The sequence below is a fragment of the Bradyrhizobium guangxiense genome (assembly GCF_004114915.1).
Taxonomy (GTDB): Bacteria; Pseudomonadota; Alphaproteobacteria; order Rhizobiales; family Xanthobacteraceae; genus Bradyrhizobium; species Bradyrhizobium guangxiense.
Window position 1 is genome coordinate 6,701,248 of record NZ_CP022219.1, and the last position, 18,319, is coordinate 6,719,566.

The 18,319-nt window shown below is 65.9% G+C and carries 14 protein-coding genes; 4 read left to right on the forward strand and 10 right to left on the reverse strand.

The genetic code is table 11. From position 1 onward, the window contains the following. Positions 1–15 precede the first annotated feature (15 nt). The 4 genes from addB to X268_RS32075 all read left to right on the forward strand — a co-directional run bounded on the left by addB (position 16) and on the right by X268_RS32075 (position 8,208). Positions 16–3,162 carry a double-strand break repair protein AddB gene (gene addB, locus X268_RS32060; protein ID WP_128928657.1) on the forward strand — a complete coding sequence of 1,049 codons (3,147 nt, stop codon included), beginning with the start codon at positions 16–18 and terminating at the stop codon, positions 3,160–3,162. Further along, positions 3,156–6,665, forward strand: coding sequence for a double-strand break repair helicase AddA (gene addA / locus X268_RS32065; RefSeq protein WP_164938045.1), 3,510 nt, complete (start codon positions 3,156–3,158; stop codon positions 6,663–6,665). Before addB ends, addA begins: the two co-directional genes overlap by 7 nt. A gap of 69 nt (positions 6,666–6,734) precedes the next feature. After that, positions 6,735–7,055, forward strand: coding sequence for a thioredoxin (gene trxA / locus X268_RS32070; RefSeq protein WP_008540017.1), 321 nt, complete (start codon positions 6,735–6,737; stop codon positions 7,053–7,055). A 145-nt stretch (positions 7,056–7,200) separates the two neighbouring features. After that, the gene (locus tag X268_RS32075; RefSeq protein WP_128929453.1) at positions 7,201–8,208 is read left to right on the forward strand and encodes an ATP-dependent DNA ligase; all 1,008 of its coding nucleotides are present in this window, start codon (positions 7,201–7,203) and stop codon (positions 8,206–8,208) included. 15 nt (positions 8,209–8,223) lie between these two features. Here X268_RS32075 and X268_RS32080 read toward each other — a convergent pair whose 3' ends face one another. The 10 genes from X268_RS32080 to rpsA all read right to left on the reverse strand — a co-directional run bounded on the left by X268_RS32080 (position 8,224) and on the right by rpsA (position 18,233). Then, entirely contained in the window at positions 8,224–8,964 is a 741-nt protein-coding gene (locus X268_RS32080; RefSeq protein ID WP_164938208.1) for a metallophosphoesterase family protein, read from the reverse strand. Positions 8,965–9,024: 60 nt separating this feature from the next. Then, positions 9,025–10,368, reverse strand: coding sequence for a bifunctional folylpolyglutamate synthase/dihydrofolate synthase (locus tag X268_RS32085; protein WP_128928660.1), 1,344 nt, complete (start codon positions 10,366–10,368; stop codon positions 9,025–9,027). Further along, positions 10,365–11,306, reverse strand: coding sequence for an acetyl-CoA carboxylase, carboxyltransferase subunit beta (gene accD / locus X268_RS32090; protein WP_128928661.1), 942 nt, complete (start codon positions 11,304–11,306; stop codon positions 10,365–10,367). Before accD ends, X268_RS32085 begins: the two co-directional genes overlap by 4 nt. A 173-nt stretch (positions 11,307–11,479) precedes the next feature. Beyond that, positions 11,480–12,316 carry a tryptophan synthase subunit alpha gene (gene trpA / locus X268_RS32095; protein WP_128928662.1) on the reverse strand — a complete coding sequence of 279 codons (837 nt, stop codon included), beginning with the start codon at positions 12,314–12,316 and terminating at the stop codon, positions 11,480–11,482. After that, entirely contained in the window at positions 12,313–13,530 is a 1,218-nt protein-coding gene (gene trpB, locus X268_RS32100; RefSeq protein ID WP_128928663.1) for a tryptophan synthase subunit beta, read from the reverse strand. The genes trpA and trpB overlap by 4 nt, the downstream gene beginning before the upstream one ends. Beyond that, on the reverse strand, positions 13,527–14,186 hold the full coding sequence (locus X268_RS32105; protein ID WP_128928664.1) for a phosphoribosylanthranilate isomerase: 660 nt from the start codon (positions 14,184–14,186) through the stop codon (positions 13,527–13,529). The genes trpB and X268_RS32105 overlap by 4 nt, the downstream gene beginning before the upstream one ends. A 66-nt stretch (positions 14,187–14,252) precedes the next feature. Continuing rightward, complete coding sequence (locus X268_RS32110; RefSeq protein WP_128928665.1) at positions 14,253–14,645, reverse strand: lipopolysaccharide assembly protein LapA domain-containing protein; 393 nt, start codon at positions 14,643–14,645, stop codon at positions 14,253–14,255. Between the two features lie 77 nt (positions 14,646–14,722). Next, positions 14,723–15,028, reverse strand: coding sequence for an integration host factor subunit beta (locus X268_RS32115; protein WP_007598410.1), 306 nt, complete (start codon positions 15,026–15,028; stop codon positions 14,723–14,725). A 171-nt stretch (positions 15,029–15,199) separates the two neighbouring features. Beyond that, positions 15,200–16,180, reverse strand: a complete 981-nt coding sequence (gene sppA, locus X268_RS32120; RefSeq protein WP_128928666.1) for a signal peptide peptidase SppA — start codon at positions 16,178–16,180, stop codon at positions 15,200–15,202. Between the two features lie 346 nt (positions 16,181–16,526). Beyond that, positions 16,527–18,233, reverse strand: coding sequence for a 30S ribosomal protein S1 (gene rpsA, locus X268_RS32125; protein WP_164938046.1), 1,707 nt, complete (start codon positions 18,231–18,233; stop codon positions 16,527–16,529). Between the last annotated feature and the right edge of the window lie 86 nt (positions 18,234–18,319).

Here is an 18,319-nt window from a genome sequence, read left to right on the forward strand (position 1 = left end):
CGAATCAGGCAGCCCATGAGCGTCTTCAGCGTTCCCATCTCAGTTCCGTTCCTGCGCACGGTCGTCACGGCCCTGCTCGATGGCCGGCTGGTCGAGGGATTCGAGGCACGCAGGGAACCGGCGCGGCTGGCCGATGCGACGCTGTATTTGCCGACCCGCCGCGCCATGCGCGTCGTCCGCGAGATCTTCCTCGACGAGATGAAGGCGGATGCGGTGGTGCTGCCGCGCATCGTCGCGCTCGGCGACATCGACGAAGACGAGCTCGCTTTCGCCGATGAAGGCGAGCAATTTTCCGGCACGACACCGCTCGAAATTCCGCCGCGGCTCGGCGAGCTCGAGCGGAGGCTGACGCTGGCGCAGCTGGTCGCCGCCTGGGCCAAGGGTCCGGTGCTGGCGCCGCTGGTGGTCGGCGGCCCCGCCTCGACGCTCGCGCTTGCCGGCGATCTCGCGCGCCTGATCGACGACATGGTCACGCGCGGCGTCGACTGGAACGCGCTCGACGGCCTCGTGCCTGACAACCTCGATCGCTACTGGCAGCACTCGCTCGAATTTTTGCGCATCGCCCGCATCGCCTGGCCCCAACATCTCGCCGAGATCAACCGGATCGAGCCGGCGGCGCGGCGCGATCTCTTGATCGCGGCGGAAGCCAAACGGCTGACCGCGCATCCGAACGGGCCCGTGATCGCGGCGGGATCGACCGGCTCGATGCCGGCCACCGCAAAGTTTCTACACGCGGTCGCTTCGTTGCCGCATGGCGCGGTGGTGTTGCCCGGCCTCGATACCGACCTCGACGACGACGCCTGGCGAACGATCGGCGGCCTGCGCGATGCAGTCGGCAAATTCGTGGAGCATCCGGCGTCGAACCATCCGCAATATGCCATGCACGCGCTGTTGCAGCGCTTCGGCATCAAGCGCGGCGACGTCGAGCTGCTGCAGCCGCCAGCGCAAGGCGGCCGCGATCTGCTTGCGTCTGAATCGATGCGGCCGTCCGCCAAGACGGAAGTCTGGCACGATCGGCTGAGGCAGGCGGATGTCGCCGCGAAGATCGCCGGCGGCATGACCAAGCTCGCAGTTGTCGAGTCCCCCAACCCCGAAATGGAAGCGCTCGCCATTGCCATTGCCATGCGCGAGGCGCGGCATCTCGACAAATCGGCGGCGCTGGTGACCCCGGATCGCGCGCTGGCGCGACGGGTAATGGCTGCGCTGACCCGATGGGGCCTCGCCTTCGATGATTCCGGCGGCGACGTGCTGATGGAAACTTCTGCCGGCGTCTTTGCACGTCTCGCGGCGGAGGCAGCGAGCAAGGGATTGGAGCCGCCGACGCTGCTGGCGATGCTGAAGCATCCGCTGTGCCGGCTCCGCCGCGCGCCCGGCGCATGGACGGCGGCGATCGAAGGCCTCGAGCTGGCCGTCTTGCGCGGCACGCGTCCGCCTGCCGGAACGGCCGGCCTCCTGCGCGAATTCAACCGCTTTCGCGAGGAGCTTGCAAAACTGTGGCGCAGCGAGGTCTCCGCGCTGCATCGCGCCGAGCCGCGCGCGCGTCTCAAGGCCGAGGATCTCGACCGCATCCAGGCGCTGATCGATGCGCTGCAAAGAGCATTGGCGCCGATCGAGAGCCTGCCGCTATCAAGACCATATGACTTCGCCGAGCTGGCGCACCGGCATCGCGAGATCATGATCGAGCTGTCGCGCGACGAGCAGGGCATCCCGCTAGCATTCGAGGAGCGCGAAGGCCTCGCACTCGCCAGCGCTTTCGACGACCTCCTGCGCGGCGGCACGACCAGCGGATTGCTGGTGCCGCTGCCGGACTATCCTGACGTCTTCCAGACCGCGTTCAGCGATCGCGCGGTGCGGCGGCCAGACAGGCCAGGGGCACGCCTGCAGATCTACGGCCCGCTGGAATCGCGCCTGATGCAGGCTGACCGCATCATCGTCGGCGGTCTGATCGAAGGCGTCTGGCCGCCGGCGCCACGCATCGATCCCTGGCTCAGCCGGCCGATGCGGCACGAGCTTGGGCTCGATCTGCCGGAGCGCCGCATCGGCCTCTCCGCCCACGATTTTGCGCAGCTGCTTGGCGGCGATGAAGTCATCCTCACCCATCCCGCCAAGGCCGGCGGCGCGCCAGCCGTGGCTTCGCGCTTCCTGCACCGGCTGGAGGCGGTCGCAGGCGACGATCTCTGGAAGGCGGCGGTTCGCGCCGGTGAAAAATACGTGCAGTTCGCGGGCGCGCTGGACCAGCCCGGCAAGGTCGAACCGATCAAGCAGCCCGAGCCGCGACCGCCGCGCGCGACGCGGCCGCTGAAGATGTCAGTGACCGCGATCGAGGATTGGCTGCGCGATCCCTACACGATCTATGCGAAATACATTTTGCGGCTGGATGCGCTCGACCCCGTCGACATGCCGCTGTCGGCGGCCGACCGCGGCTCGGCGATCCATGACGCGATCGGCGAATTCACGGAAGTTTATGCGACGCGTCTGCCCGACGATCCCGCCCGCGTGCTGCGTGCGATCGGCGAGAAGCACTTTCTGCCACTGATGGAGCGTCCCGAGGCGCGGGCATTATGGTGGCCTCGATTCCAGCGCATCGCGCGCTGGTTCGGCGAATGGGAGACCGCGCGACGCGACGCGATTGAGGCGATCACGGCCGAGACAAGGGGCGAGATCTCGATCCCGCTCGACAATGCGCGCACGTTCTTTCTTTCCGCGCGCGCCGACCGCATCGAGCGGCGCCAGGGCGGCGGCTACGCCATCCTCGACTACAAGACCGGACAGCCGCCGACCGGCAAGCAGGTTCGCATGGGCCTGTCGCCGCAGTTGACGCTGGAAGCCGCGATCCTGCGCGAGGGCGGCTTTCCCGATATCGACGCGGGGTCGTCGGTGAGTCAGCTCGTCTATGTCCGCCTCAGCGGCAACAACCCGCCGGGCGAGGAACGCATCCTCGAGCTCAAATACAAGCAGAGCGACGAGCCGCAGCCGCCGGACACGGCCGCTGCGGAAGCGCGGGCCAAGCTGGAGGCGCTGATCCGCGCCTTCGAAGACGAGAACCAGCCCTATACGTCGCTGACCCTGCCGATGTGGGCGAACCGCTACGGCACCTATGACGACCTCGCCCGGATCAAGGAATGGTCTGCGGCCGGCGGATTGGGGATCGAGGAATGGTGAAGGCGCCACGCCCCATCCCCGACGAGGTGCGCGCGCGGCAGGCGCGCGCATCGGATCCGACCGCGTCGGCCTTCGTGTCGGCCAATGCCGGCTCGGGCAAGACGCATGTGCTGGTGCAGCGCGTAATCCGCCTCTTGCTGTCGGGCGTGCCGCCGGAAAAGATCCTCTGCATCACCTTCACAAAGGCTGCTGCCGCCAACATGGCCGAGCGCGTGTTCACCACGCTCGGGCATTGGGTGACGCTGGACGACACCGCGCTCGACGCCGCGATCAAGGCGGTCGGCATTCCGCATCCCGACAGAACATTGCGCCGAAACGCGCGAAAGCTGTTCGCGTGCGCGCTGGAGACGCCGGGCGGGCTGAAGGTGCAGACCATCCACGCGCTGTGCACCCGCCTGCTGCAGCAGTTTCCGTTCGAAGCCAACGTGCCGGCGCGCTTTTCCGTCATCGACGAGCGCGACCAGAATGACATGATGGAGCGCGCCAATCTGAAGGTGCTGCTGGAAGCCGCGCGCGATCCGGACAGCGTCACCGGCCGCGCTTTGCTGACCGCGATGGCGAGCGCCGCCGACGTCACCTTCAAGGAGGTCGTGCGCGAGGCCTGTCTCAGCCGTGATCATTTCATGGCCTGGACGGACGAGGCCGGCAACGCCGAAGCGGCGGCGGCACAGATGGCATCGGCACTCGGCGTCGATGCGAGCGATCGCATCGAGGATGTCGAGACCGAGATTCTCGACGGGCCCTATTTGCCGCGCTCGCGCTGGGACGACATCGCCGTTGCGCTCGAAGACGGCAGCAAGTCCGACAACGACCAGGCCGCCCGTCTTCGTGAGGCAAAAGCGTTCTCCGGCGGCGCGCAGGTCGATGCCTATCTTGCCGTCTTCCTCACCGACGAAAAGCTGCCGCGCAAGGCGGTGCTGACCAAGAAGCTTTGCGATCACAACCCGTCGGTCGCACGCCTGTTCGAGGCGGAGAGCCAGCGCATCGGCGGATTGATCGAGAAGCGCCGCGCGGTGACCATGCGCGACCGCACCGCGGCCCTGCTCCATATCGCGACCGCCGCAGCCGCAAACTATCGCCGCGAGAAGCAGGAGCGCGGCCTGCTCGACTACGACGACCTCATCGACAAGACGCTGACGATGCTGAACCGCGTTTCCTCGGGCTGGGTGCATTACAAGCTCGATCGCGGCGTCGATCACGTGCTAATCGACGAAGCCCAGGATACGAGCCCGCGGCAATGGGACATCGTCGCGCACATCATCTCCGAATTCACGGCAGGCGAAGGCGCGCGCGAAGGCCTAAACCGCACCATCTTCGCCGTCGGCGACGAGAAGCAGTCGATCTTCTCGTTCCAGGGCGCAGCGCCGCACGAATTCGACGCCCGCCGGCGCGAGCTGCACCGCAAGTTCACCGCCGCCGGGCTGAAATTCGATCCTGTCGCGTTCACCTATTCGTTCCGCTCAGGGGCCGCGATCCTGCACTCGGTCGACCACGTCTTCCGTGATCCCCAGATCTACAAGAGCATCCATTCGGTCGAGATCGGCCATCCCCTGCACAACGCGCTCGCCGATGCCGGCCCCAGCGTGATCGAGCTGTGGGATCTTGCGGAGGCCGACGACAGGCAGGACATCGAGGGCTGGCGCGCGCCGTTCGACGGTGTCGCGGTGACCAGCCCCGAAGTCAAGCTGGCGCGCCGGATCCAGGCCGAGATCAAGCGGCTGGTCGAAAGCGGCACGCTGACCGGGCACGAAGGCGAGCGCCGTCCCTTACGCTACGGGGACATGCTGATCCTGGTGCGCCGGCGCGGCAATGCCTTCGATGCCGTGATCCAGGCGCTGAAGCACGCCGGCGTTCCGGTCGCCGGCGCCGACCGGCTCAAGCTCACCGAGCACATCGGCATCATCGACCTGATGAACCTCGCCGACGCGCTGCTGCTGCCGCAGGACGATCTTGCGCTGGCTGTGGCGCTGAAGAGCCCACTGTTCGGGCTCGACGACGACGATCTGTTCCAGCTCGCCTACGACCGCAAGGGATCGCTGCGCCGCGCGCTCGGCGAGCAGGCGGCCAGCAACGAGAAGTTCGCGACCGTGCTGCGTCGCCTGGAAGCTTGCGAGGCGCGCGCGCGCGAGGAGACCCCGTTCGCCTTTTACGCCTGGCTGCTCGGGGGCGACGGCGGGCGGGCACGCATCCTGCGCCGGCTGGGCCATGAGGCCAACGACGCGCTCGACGAATTTCTGGAGCTTGCGCTGAACTACGAGCGCAAGGCACCGGCCTCACTGCAGGGATTCATGGCCTGGCTGCGCTCGGCCGACACCGAGGTGAAGCGCGACATGGAAATCTCGCGCGACGAGGTGCGGGTGATGACCGTACACGGCGCCAAGGGCCTCGAGGCCTCGGTCGTGTTCATGGTCGACACCACGTCGTCGCCCGCGGATTCGCAACGGGTGCGGCTGATTCACGTGCCGCGCGGCAATGGCGGCGAGGTCGTGGTCTGGGCCGGGCGCAAGGCTGACGATCCCAAGCCCGTCGCCGAGGCACGCAAGGCCATGCTCGAGGAGACCGAGGACGAGTATCGCCGCCTGCTCTATGTCGCAATGACGCGCGCCGCCGACCGGCTGATTGTCGGCGGCTGCATGCCCGGCAACATGAAGACGGTGCGCAAGCTGAGCTGGTACGACCTGGTCGACACCGGGCTCGCCGGCTCGGGCCTCGACAAGCAGGTGGTCGAGACGCCGCTCGGCATGGTCACCCGATTCGCCCGGCCGGAGGACGTCGCCGCGCTGGGCATGCCGGCGGCCTCCGTGGACACACCGGTCAAATTGCCGGACTGGCTGCGAACCCCGGCACCGCGCGAGACTTCCGACGACGATCCCGTGCGCCCGTCCGGCCAGTCGGCCGAGGAGGGCCGCAGCGTGCGGTCGGGCGAATCGGTGCAGTCCCGCGCGCTCGCGCTGCAACGCGGCACGCTGGTGCACCGCCTGCTGCAATCCCTGCCCGACATCGCCAGAGAACGCCGGCGCGAGGCCGCGCTCGGCTTCATGGCCCGCAACGCCACAGACTGGACCGAAGCCGACCGCACTGCACTCGCCGACAGGGTGCTCGCTTTGATCAGCGAGCCGCGCTTCGCGCCAGTCTTTGCCGCCGGCAGCCGGGCGGAAGTCGCTATCGCCGGCAGGCTGGAGCGACCGGGCCGTCCTCCGGCATTGGTGTCGGGGCAGATCGACCGCCTGGTCGTTCGCCCGGATGAGATCTTGATCGTCGATTTCAAGACCAACCAGGCAGCGCCCAAGAGCGTCAATGAGGCGCCGGCGGCCTATGTCCGGCAGCTTGCGCTGTACCGGGCGGTGCTATCGCGACTTTATCCCCAAAAGCCCATCAGGGCCGTCCTGCTCTGGACCGAGGCCCTTGAATATATGGAGATTTCGGCCCCCGCGCTGGACGCGGCGCTGGCATCCCTTCATCTCGGTGTGAGCGTCCTTGACCCGGCAAGGAGCCGTTCATAGGTTCACCCCATGATCCCGGGCGCGATTCCAGGTCGCGCTGATTCTTTCAACCTGTGTGAGGTACTCCCAATGGCCGTTAGCAAGGTTTCCGACGCCGATTTCGAAGCCGAAGTGCTCAAGGCGAACGGCCCCGTGGTCGTCGATTTCTGGGCCGAGTGGTGCGGCCCCTGCCGCATGATCGCGCCCGCCCTCGACGAGATCGCCGGCGCGATGGGCGACAAGGTCAAGATCGTCAAGCTCAACGTCGACGAGAGCCCGAAGACCGCCTCGAAGTATGGCGTGATGTCGATCCCGACCCTGATGATCTTCAAGGGCGGCGAGATGGCCTCCCGCCAGGTCGGCGCAGCACCGAAGGCGAAGCTGCAGCAGTGGATCACCTCCGCGGTCTGATCGGCTTCGCGTCAGATTATTTTCTACAACGGCCGGCTAAAGCCGGCCGTTCTGCGTTGGTGGGGCGTGTCCAGCGTATGACGAGTCCCAGCCCTTGCCCGCTCCTCCCGCCAAGCGCGCGCGAAAATCGAGCTTTCTGGTTGCGATGGAAGCGCGGTCGGTCGACGCGATTCCGCGCGGCAAGGAATGGCAGTACGAGCCGAAATGGGACGGCTTTCGCTGCCTGCTGTCGCGCGACGGCGGCCGGGTCGACCTGCGCTCCAAATCCGGCGAGGACCTCGCGCGCTATTTCCCGGAAGTGGTCGCCGCTGCCTTGAGGCTGAAGGCCAATCGCTTCACGCTCGACGGCGAGCTCGTCGTGCCGCAGGGCAAGGGCTTTTCCTTCGACGCGCTGCTGCAACGGATTCATCCCGCCGCAAGCCGCGTGAAGAAGCTGTCCGAGGAAACGCCGGCGCTCTATCTCGTCTTCGATCTGCTCGCGACTGCCAGGGACAAGCAGCTTGCCGAACAACCGCTGAGCGCGCGGCGGCCGGTGCTGGAAGCGTTTGCGAAAGCAAATCTGACAAGCGGCACCTTCCGTCTCTCGCCGTTCACCACAAGCTACGCCACGGCCAAGACATGGCTGGCGCGGTCCGGCCGCGGTTCGGACGGCGTCATCGCCAAGCGCATCGACCTGCCCTATCAGGCCGGAAACCGCGACGGCATGCAGAAGATCAAGAGGTTCCGTAGCGCCGATTGCGTGGTCGGCGGCTTCCGCTATGCCAGCAACAAGATCGTGAGTCGCAAGGTCGTGGGATCGCTGCTGCTCGGGCTCTACGACGATGCCGGCTTGCTGCACCATGTCGGCTTCACCTCAGCGATCAAGGCGGAGGAGAAGCCAGCCTTGACCGATCGGCTCGAAGCTTTGATTGGCGAGCCCGGCTTCACCGGCACCGCGCCGGGCGGGCCGAGCCGCTGGTCGACCGAGCGCTCGGCGAAATGGTGTCCGCTCAAGCCGAAGCTGGTGATCGAGGTTTGCTACGATCATTTCAGCGGCGAGCGCTTTCGCCACGGCACCTCGATCCTGCGCTGGCGCCCGGACAAGGCGCCGCGGCAATGCAGCTTCGAGCAATTGAAGCAGAAGGCGGCCGATCCGATGAAGCTGTTGAAGTGAGCAGCCGGTGCCGGCTTACTCGATCCATCCCGTCGCGAGCGCGTTCGCCAGCTCCGGCTGCCCATAACGGCGCGCAAGCGCCGCCATCGCATCGTGATCATACGCGACGTTGCGAAACGTCACCTGCCAGGCACCTTCCGCCAGTTCGAGGATCGCATAACGCGCGTGCGGCGTGCCGGCTTCGACGACATGCGGATAGGGATGCTTGTCGCGAAAGCCGGGACTGCCGACGCTGCCGGGATTGACGATCAGCCGGCCGTCGCGCAGGCGCACGGCGCGGGCGAGATGGGTGTGGGCGCAGAGGATCAGGGATTGGGTGATGCCATGCGCGAATTGCTCGATCCGGTCCAACGGCGACAGCGCCACCGCGCCGTCGGGATGCACGGTGTCGAGCCAATAGATTTCGTCATTGCCGGGGGTTGCGTGGCAGAGGAACACCTGGTCGCGGAACACGCGCGTCATCGGCTGCGCCCGCAGCCAGGCGAGCTGCCCGGCACTCAGCTGCGCATGCGCGGGCCGATCCCACGAGCCCATCTTCTCCGGCGGCCGGTCGAGCAGATAGCGGTCGTGATTGCCGAGCACGTGCACGGCCTCGAGCGGCATCAGGATCTCGATGGTCCGGCGCGCATCAAGCGGTCCGCTCAGCATGTCGCCGAGGTTGACGATATCGGTGATGCCAAACGCGCGAATGTCGGCGAGCACGGCCTCCAGCGCGAGGTAATTTCCGTGCACATCGGCAATCGCGGCAAAACGCATTGTCATCCCCACGCTCGTGTCCCGGACGCAGCGCTGCGCTTGTCCGGGACACGAGTCCGTCTATGCAGGAGGCGTGCCGTTGATGGCCAGCACGTGGCCGGCGAGATACAGCGAGCCGGTGATCAGGATCCGCGGCGGCACTTCATAGGCGAGCTTGGACAAGGCGCGCAGCGCGGCTTCGATCCCGGCTGCGGGCTCGACGCGCATGCCGAGGCTGCGCGCGGCGTCCGCGAGGCGATCAGCCGGCATCGCGTTCTCGGTATCGGGGATCGGCACCGCGATGATGTGACGGGTGAGGCCGGCGAAATTGGCGAGAAACCCTGGCGCATCCTTGTTGGCCATCATGCCGACGATGATGACCAGCGGCCGTGACACCCGCTCCTCGAGATCGCCGAGCGCGGCGGCTGCAACGCGGCCACCTTCGGCATTGTGGCCGCCATCGAGCCAGATCTCGGAACCCTGCGGTCCCCAGGACAGCAGCTCGCCAGAGGTGATGCGCTGCATCCGCGCCGGCCATTCGGCACCGACGATGCCGGCCTCGAACGCGGCGTGGCCCACCTTGAAGCCCGGAAGCGCGCGCAGCGTCGCAATCGCAAGGCCGGCATTGGCGAATTGGTGGCGGCCGAACAGACGCGGCGCCGGCAGATCCATCAGGCCGCGATCATCGGAATAGACCAGACGGCCACGCTCGACATTGACGTGCCAGCTCTCGTTCGCGGCAAACAGCGGGGCGCGCACGCGCTTGGCCTCCGCCTCGATCACCGCCATGGCGTCCGGCGCCTGCTCCGCGGAGACCACGGGCACGCCGCGCTTGATGATCGCCGCCTTCTCCCCGGCGATCGATGTCAGCGTCGATCCCAGGAAATCCATGTGGTCCATGCTGACCGGCGTGATCACGCAGGCCGCCGGCGTATCGACCACGTTGGTTGAGTCGAGCCGGCCGCCGAGACCGACTTCGAGCAGCACCACGTCGGCCGGGTTCTGCGCGAACAAGACAAAAGCCGCAGCAGTCTTCAACTCGAATACCGTTGCCGGTTCGCCGGCATTGACGCGCTCGACCTCTTCCAGCGCGGCGCGCAACGCGTCGTCACCGACCAGCATGCCGCCGCCGACACGGCCGAGCCGGAAGCACTCGTTGATGCGGACGAGGTAGGGCGAGGTGTAAGCGTGGACGCGCAAGCCTGCTGCCTCCAGCGTTGCGCGCAGATAGGCGAGCGTCGAGCCCTTGCCATTGGTGCCGGCGATGTGGATCACCGGCGGCAGCTTGCGTTGGGGGTGGCGGAGCCGCTCAAGCAGCCGGTGCATCCGTTCCAGCCCGAGATCGATGCGCTTCTGATGCAGGGCCGACAGCCGCCCGATCAGCTCGCCGAGCGGCGTCTTGGTGCTGTCGGAGGGCGCGTTCACGCGTGGGGCGCAGCCGGCGCCGTCTCAGCGGCCGATACGATCTGTGCCGGGCTCGTGACGGCCTGCGTCGGCTTCGATGCACCCTCCTGCGCCGGCGCCTTGGTCAACAGGCGGCACAGCCGCGCCAGGGTCGGGCGCAGCTCGTGACGATGCACGACCATGTCGACCATGCCGTGCTCCTTGAGGTACTCGGCGCGCTGGAAGCCTTCCGGGAGCTTTTCGCGAATGGTCTGCTCGATCACGCGCGCGCCGGCAAAGCCGATCAGCGCGCCGGGCTCGGCGATCTGCACGTCGCCCAGCATTGCGTAGGACGCGGTGACGCCGCCGGTGGTCGGGTTGGTCAGCACGACGATGTAGGGCAGCTTCGCCTCGCGCAGCATCTGCACCGCGACGGTCGTGCGCGGCATCTGCATCAGCGACAGGATGCCTTCCTGCATGCGCGCGCCGCCGGATGCGGCGAACACGATGAACGGCGAATTCTTCTCGACCGCGAGCTCCATGCCGCGCACGATGGCCTCGCCTGCGGCCATGCCGAGCGAGCCGCCCATGAAGTCGAAATCCTGCACGGCGATGACGACGGCGGAGCCTTCGAGCTTGCCATAGCCGACCTTGACCGCGTCATTCAGATTGGTTCGTGCGCGCGCGTCCTTGACGCGATCGACGTACTTCTTCTCGTCGCGGAACTTGAGCGGGTCGGGCGTGACCTCAGGCAGCGCGACGTCGAACCAGGTCTGGTTGTCGAAGATCGACTTCAAGCGCGCCAGCGCGCCCATGCGCATGTGGTAATTCGAGCCGGGAATGACGAACTGGTTGGCCTCGACGTCCTTGTAGAACACGAGCTGTCCGGAATCCGGGCACTTGATCCACAGATTCTCCGGCGTCTCCCGCCGCAGCATGTTGCGGATCTTCGGCCGGACCACATTGGTAAGCCAGTTCATGGTTTACTCCGATGTGCGATGCCGCCTCGCGGATCGCCTGAAGGATATATGGCGGCCGGACCTCTGCCCGGCAAGCCGCCGTGTCGCCCGCGTTAGAGCATGATCCGGAAAAGTGTGAAGCGGTTTTCCGACCAGATCATGCTCAAACTCAAGAGCTACAGCGGAATTATGGCCTATTCCGCCGCCTGCTGCGCGCCCTTGACGCCCTGGGCGAGAGCCGCCGTCAGCTCCGCCACGGCGTTAACGGTCTTGCCGGTCGCCCGCCCCTCCGCATCGAGGCTGGTCTTGAGCGCATCGACCAGCGCCGTGCCGACGACCGCGCCATTGGCATGGGAGGCAATGGCACGCGCCGTCTCCGGCGTGCGGATGCCGAAGCCGACGCAGACCGGCAGCTTGGTGTGCCGCTTGATGCGGGCCACCGCCTCGCTCACGGCGGGGGAGTCAGCGGCGGCCGCGCCGGTGATGCCGGTGATCGAGACGTAGTAGACGAAGCCCGACGTGTTGGCGAGCACCGCTGGCAGACGCTTGTCGTCGGTCGTCGGCGTCGCCAGCCGGATAAAGTTGAGGCCGGCCTTCATCGCAGGCAGGCACAGCTCGTCGTCCTCCTCCGGCGGCAGATCGACGATGATCAGACCGTCGACGCCCGCGCTCTTCGCATCAGTGAGGAACTTGTCGACGCCGTAGATGTAGATCGGATTGTAGTAGCCCATCAGCACGATCGGCGTCGCGTTGTCGTCCTTGCGGAAGCCGCGCACAAGCTCGATCGTCTTCTTCAAGGTCATGCCGGCCTTGAGCGCACGCAGGCCCGCAGCCTGGATCGACGGGCCGTCGGCCATCGGATCGGTGAAGGGCATGCCGATCTCGATCACGTCGGCGCCCGATTTCGGCAGCGCCTTGATGATCTCGAGCGAGGTCGCGGGATCGGGATCGCCGGCCATCAGGAAGGTCACGAAGGCCGAGCGGCCTTGCTTCGCAAGCTCGGCGAAACGGGTGTCGATACGCGTGGTCACTTGCTCTTGCCCCTCAGGATGTCGCCGACTTGCGGGACATCCTTGTCGCCGCGGCCGGAGAGGTTGACGACCATGAGGTGATCCCGAGGTCGCTTCGGCGCGAGCTCCATCACCTTGGCGATGGCATGCGCGGGCTCGAGCGCGGGGATGATGCCCTCGAGCTTCGACAGCAGCTGGAACGCGGCGAGCGCCTCGTCATCGGTCGCGGAGAGATAATTGACGCGGCCGACCTCGTGCAGCCAAGAATGCTCGGGGCCGATGCCGGGATAGTCGAGGCCGGCCGAGATCGAATGCGCGTCCTGAATCTGGCCGTCAGCATCCATCAAGAGATAGGTGCGGTTGCCATGCAGCACGCCGGGACGGCCGCCCGCGATCGAGGCCGCGTGGAGCTGCGTCAGCCCGTGGCCCGCCGCTTCGACGCCAAAAATTTCGACGCTGGGATCGTCGAGGAAGGGATGGAACAGGCCCATCGCGTTGGAGCCGCCGCCGATGCAGGCAACCAGCGAATCCGGCAGGCGGCCCTCGATCTCCTGCATCTGCGCCCTGGTCTCGTTGCCGATGATCGACTGGAAGTCGCGCACCAAGGTCGGATAGGGATGCGGGCCGGCCACCGTGCCGATGCAGTAGAAGGTGTTGTGCACGTTGGTGACCCAGTCGCGCAGCGCCTCGTTCATGGCGTCCTTGAGCGTGCGCGTGCCCGACTGCACTGGCATCACCTTGGCGCCCAGCATCTCCATGCGGATGACGTTGGGCTGCTGCCGCTCGACGTCGACAGCGCCCATATAGACCACGCATTCGAGCCCGAAGCGCGCGCACAGCGTCGCGGTGGCAACGCCATGCTGGCCCGCGCCGGTCTCGGCGATGATGCGCTTCTTGCCCATGCGCCGCGCCAGCATGATCTGACCGAGCACGTTGTTCACCTTGTGCGAGCCGGTGTGGTTGAGCTCTTCGCGCTTGAGGTAGATCTTTGCGCCGCCGAGATGCTCGGTCAGGCGCTCGGCGTAATAGAGCGGCGACGGCCGGCCGACATAGTTCTTGAGATAGCCGTTCATCTCGGCCTGGAACGCCGGATCGGCCTTGGCCGCGGTGTAGGCCTTCTCGAGATCGAGGATCAGCGGCATCAGCGTTTCGGCGACGAAGCGTCCGCCGAAAATGCCGAAATGGCCGCGCTCATCGGGACCGCTGCGGTAGGAGTTTGGTTTGGCGATGTTCATCGGACGCTCAACTCTTGACTGGCGCGCGCGGCGCGGATGAAGGCCTTGATCATGTCCGGATCCTTGACGCCGGGAGCGCTCTCGATGCCGGAGGACACATCGACGCCGCCGGCGCGGGTGACGCGAAGGGCCTCAGCGAGGTTTTCGGCATGCAGCCCGCCCGAGACCATGTAGGGCAATTTGAGATCGAGGTTTTCCAGGAGGTGCCAGTCGAAGGGCGCCCCGAGGCCGCCGGGCCGCGTCGCATCCTTCGGCGCGCGCGCGTCGAACAGAATGCGGTCGGCCACTGCGGCATAGCCGGGCAGCACGGCGAGATCGGCTGAATTCGCGACCGGGACCGCCTTCATCACCGGGCGGCCGAAGCGTTGCTTGATGTCGCGCAGCCGCGCGACGCTCTCCTGGCCGTGGAGCTGGAAGATGTCCGGCGCGAGCGCATCCATGATGTTGTCGAGCGTCGCATCGTCGGCATCGACGGTGAGCGCCACCTTGAGCGCACGCCCCTTCACCTGGCGGCCGAGGTCGCGGCCGAGCGCCAGGGATAGGTGCCGCGGTGACGGCGGGAAGAACACGAACCCCACCATGTCGGCACCGGCGTCGAGCGCGACGTCGAGCGTCTCGCGCGTGGACAGGCCGCAGATTTTGACGAGCAGGGACATGGTCTCAAAGCAAGAGGAGGCCGCGGGTCCGCGGCCGGAAAACGAGGTTTTCGATTGCGGCCGCTTCTACAACGTCGCGCGCTGCTTGTCTCGCCCGATGGGCCCGTAAAGCCCCACCCCGGAGGGAACGGGAAGGCGCTGGGGCTCGGGCCTTGCCGCGGCCGCCTGGGCCCGCAGATCGGCCAGCTCGCCCCTGGCGGCCCGGGCCTCCGCCTCATGCCGGCGCGCTGCCCGGCGCCAGTGCCGCTGGCCGAACCAGACCGCACAACCGCCGGCGAAGACCCCGATGGCGGCCACCAGGATCAGCAGCAGGAACAGCGGCAACGTGACCGAGAGTGACGGGTCGTCCGAAATGAAGGGATCGAACGAGACCGTGACGAAATGCCGGTTGGCGACGGCAAACGCCACCAGGATCAGGCCCAGCGGAATCACGATCAGCGCGGTCAGGAACTTTCGCATCGCGATCGCTCGTCTTGAATCAAGCTTGCTGCCGCATCATGCGGCCGTTCGGTTAAGCCCGGGCGACAGCGGATACCTTAATCGGGCGCGCCGGGGTCCGGATGGTCGCGGTTCAACCGCTCGCGCATTTCCTTGCCGGTCTTGAAGAACGGAACGCTCTTCTGGTCGACGGGCACATGGGCGCCAGTGCGCGGATTGCGCCCGGCGCGTGCGGGGCGATGCTTGACCGAGAAGGCACCGAAACCGCGCAGCTCGACGCGATCACCGCGTGCGAGGGCCGCTACGATCTCTTCGAGAATCGCATTCACAATGTTCTCGACATCCCGCTGGTACAGATGCGGGTTGTGCTCGGCGATACGCTGAACAAGTTCGGATTTGATCATCGAGAGATAGGACCCGGGAGCGTGCGGATAACCATTTCCGTGAAAATACCGTGATCTGTCAAGACGCTAAATCAAGGTTGAGCGTCGTGAAAATGCGTGACAAATGCCGAAAAAGCGTGCTGTCCCGACGCCCGTCAGACGGGAAAACCCTGGTACGCTCGCCCAGCCGCCTCAGTTTGAGGTGGCCGGTTGCCACAGGGCCAGCATTCCATCCATTCCGAACCGGTCGACCGCCTGCGCAACGCCAGTTTGCCCGATTTGGTGCGCAATCGAGCCCAAACCGAGCGCTTCCAGCGTGACAGCCGCCGCCGTCTTGAGGAACGGCAGGTCGCCAAAGCGCGGCTGAAGCTTGTAGTCGCGTACCGGCAGACCCTTCTTGACGCTCTTGTGCTCGACCAGCCAGCTCACCGCCGTCTTCTCGTCGCCGATCTGGTCGACCAGCTTGAGATCGATCGCCTGGCGGCCGGTGAAGACGCGGCCGTCGGCCACTTTCTCGAGCTGCGTGTCATCCATGCCACGCCGATCCTTCACCAATCCCCTGAACCAGGCGTAGGAATCCTTCACCAGCGCATCGAGCGCGGCCCGCGCCTCGGGACTGGTCGGCTCAAAGCCGTTGGGCGCGGCCTTCAGCGGCGACGACTTCACCTCCTCGACCTTGACGCCGATGGTCTTCAGGAGCTCGGAGACGTTGGGATATTGGAACAGCACACCGATCGACCCGACCAGCGAGCTCTGCTGGGCGATGATGTGATCGCTCGCAATCGCGGTGATGTAGCCGCCGGAGGCCGCAAGGCCCTCGACCACCACGACGAGCGGCTTCTTCGCCTTCAACCGGACGAGTGAATCGTAGAGCTGCTCGGAGCCGGCGGTGGTGCCGCCCGGCGAGTTGATGTGAACGATGACGGCCGCGGCCTGCGAATTCTCAAGCCGCTCCAGCGCCTGCGTGCGATCGGAATCGCTGCGGATCAATCCATCGATCTGGACCCGCGCGATCGAGCCGGCGGATACGAAGCTGCCGCGCGCGCCGGGCGTCGCAATCAGCGCAAAGCTTGCGATCGCCGCGATCGCGATCAGCGCGGCCATGACGCGCCAGAACGTCAGCTTGCGACGGATCCGTCGGCGATCGACGATGATGTCCGAATCGAGCGACATCGGAATATCTCCAAATGAAAGCTAGGCGCGTTGTGCCGTCACGGCGTGACCAACGGCTTATCTGGATACATCAATTGCGGCGCAATTTGAAGAAAACAAGGCCTCTTGAGGCCACAGCAAGTCGCCACAAACTCCATCGTCATCCCCGCGAACGCCGGGATCCATAACCACAGGAAGCAGCCGTCGCGCGAGCTGGCAACTGCGAGTCTTCGCCAAACTTCTCCTTGGGGTTATGGGTCCCGGATCGGCGCTCCGCTTGTCCGGGACGACAGTTGTATATGCGGCAGCAAACAAAAAAGCCCCGGCTCGCGCCGGGGCTTCGATGTCAGCAAAACTTGCGTTTCGCTTACTTGCTGTCGCGGTTCTTGAGCGCGGTGCCCAGGATGTCGCCGAGCGTCGCACCCGAATCGGAGGAGCCGTACTGCGCGATGGCTTCCTTCTCTTCGGCGACTTCGAGCGCCTTGATCGACACCTGGACCTTGCGGGCCTTCTTGTCGAACTGGATCACGCGGGCATCGACCTTCTCGCCGACGGCGAAGCGTTCGGCACGCTGGTCGTTGCGGTCACGCGCGAGCTCGGAGCGCTTGATGAAGGTCGAGAAGTCGGTACCGGCGATCTTCACCTCGATACCGCTTTCCTTCACTTCGAGCACTTCGCAGGTCACGACCGCGCCCTTCTTGACATCGCCCGGCTCGGCGAAGGGATCGCCTTCGAGCTGCTTGATGCCGAGCGAGATGCGCTCCTTCTCGACGTCCACATCGAGCACCACGGCCTTCACCATGTCGCCCTTCTTGTAGTTGTCGATCACCTGCTCGCCCGGAAGCTTCCAGTCGAGGTCGGAGAGATGGACCATGCCGTCGACGTCGCCTTCGAGGCCCAGGAACAGACCGAACTCGGTCTTGTTCTTGACCTCGCCCTCGACCACCGAACCGGTCGGGTGACCTTCGACGAAGACCTCCCACGGGTTGCGCATGGTTTGCTTGAGGCCGAGCGAGATGCGGCGCTTGACGGAATCGACTTCCAGCACCTGCACTTCGACCTCCTGCGAGGTCGAAACGATCTTGCCGGGGTGCATGTTCTTCTTGGTCCACGACATCTCGGAGACGTGGATCAGGCCTTCGATGCCCGGCTCGAGCTCGACGAACGCACCGTAGTCGGTGATGTTGGTGACGCGGCCGGTGAAGCGGGCACCCAGCGGGTACTTGGCTTCGATGCCCTGCCACGGATCGTCCAGCAGCTGCTTCATGCCCAGCGAGATGCGGTGCGTCTCGTGGTTGATCTTGATGATCTTGACCTTCACGGTCTGGCCGATCGAGAGCACCTCGGTCGGATGGTTGACGCGGCGCCACGCGATATCGGTGACGTGCAGCAGGCCGTCGATGCCGCCGAGGTCAACGAACGCACCGTAATCGGTGATGTTCTTGACCACGCCGTCGATGACCTGACCCTCTTCGAGGTTCTGCACCAGCTCCTGACGCTGCTCGGCGCGGGTCTCTTCGAGAACCGTGCGGCGCGACACCACGATGTTGCCGCGGCGGCGGTCCATCTTGAGGATCTGGAACGGCTGCGAGTTGTTCATCAGCGGCGCAACGTCGCGGATCGGACGGATGTCGACCTGCGAGCGCGGCAGGAAGGCCACGGCACCGTCGAGGTCGACGGTGAAGCCGCCCTTGACCTGGTTGAAGATGACGCCGTTGACCTTCTCGTTGTTCTGGAACGCCTTCTCGAGCTTGCCCCAGCTCTCTTCGCGGCGCGCCTTGTCGCGCGACAGCACGGCCTCGCCGAGGGCGTTCTCGATGCGATCGAGGAACACTTCCACCTCGTCGCCGACCTTGAGGTCGGACTCACGGCCGGGGCCGGAAAATTCACGCAGGGCAACGCGGCCCTCGGTCTTCAGGCCGACGTCGATGACGGCCATGTCCTTTTCAATTGCAACCACCTTGCCCTTGACGACGGAGCTTTCCTGCAGGTTGCCACCTGCGAAGGACTCGTCGAGCATCGCGGCGAAATCGTCGCGCGAGGGGCTATAGGTATCAGCAGAAGTCGAAGCCATTTGTTCTCCAGTTGCGGATGTCATGCCGGCCGTTGGGTTCATGGGCGCATCGGACGCGCAGTGTCGGAAGGTCCGCAAAACCTTCG

What these genes read in the sequence shown, in the direction of transcription:
- trxA (WP_008540017.1), top strand. Translation starts at nt 6,735, where the DNA reads ATGGCCGTTAGCAAGGTTTCCGACGCCGATTTCGAAGCCGAAGTGCTC.
- addB (WP_128928657.1), top strand. Translation starts at nt 16, where the DNA reads ATGAGCGTCTTCAGCGTTCCCATCTCAGTTCCGTTCCTGCGCACGGTC.
- rpsA (WP_164938046.1), bottom strand. Translation starts at nt 18,233, where the DNA reads ATGGCTTCGACTTCTGCTGATACCTATAGCCCCTCGCGCGACGATTTC.
- addA (WP_164938045.1), top strand. Translation starts at nt 3,156, where the DNA reads ATGGTGAAGGCGCCACGCCCCATCCCCGACGAGGTGCGCGCGCGGCAG.
- X268_RS32110 (WP_128928665.1), bottom strand. Translation starts at nt 14,645, where the DNA reads ATGCGAAAGTTCCTGACCGCGCTGATCGTGATTCCGCTGGGCCTGATC.
- X268_RS32075 (WP_128929453.1), top strand. Translation starts at nt 7,201, where the DNA reads ATGGAAGCGCGGTCGGTCGACGCGATTCCGCGCGGCAAGGAATGGCAG.
- accD (WP_128928661.1), bottom strand. Translation starts at nt 11,306, where the DNA reads ATGAACTGGCTTACCAATGTGGTCCGGCCGAAGATCCGCAACATGCTG.
- X268_RS32105 (WP_128928664.1), bottom strand. Translation starts at nt 14,186, where the DNA reads ATGTCCCTGCTCGTCAAAATCTGCGGCCTGTCCACGCGCGAGACGCTC.
- X268_RS32115 (WP_007598410.1), bottom strand. Translation starts at nt 15,028, where the DNA reads ATGATCAAATCCGAACTTGTTCAGCGTATCGCCGAGCACAACCCGCAT.
- X268_RS32080 (WP_164938208.1), bottom strand. Translation starts at nt 8,964, where the DNA reads ATGCGTTTTGCCGCGATTGCCGATGTGCACGGAAATTACCTCGCGCTG.
- trpB (WP_128928663.1), bottom strand. Translation starts at nt 13,530, where the DNA reads ATGAACATCGCCAAACCAAACTCCTACCGCAGCGGTCCCGATGAGCGC.
- sppA (WP_128928666.1), bottom strand. Translation starts at nt 16,180, where the DNA reads ATGTCGCTCGATTCGGACATCATCGTCGATCGCCGACGGATCCGTCGC.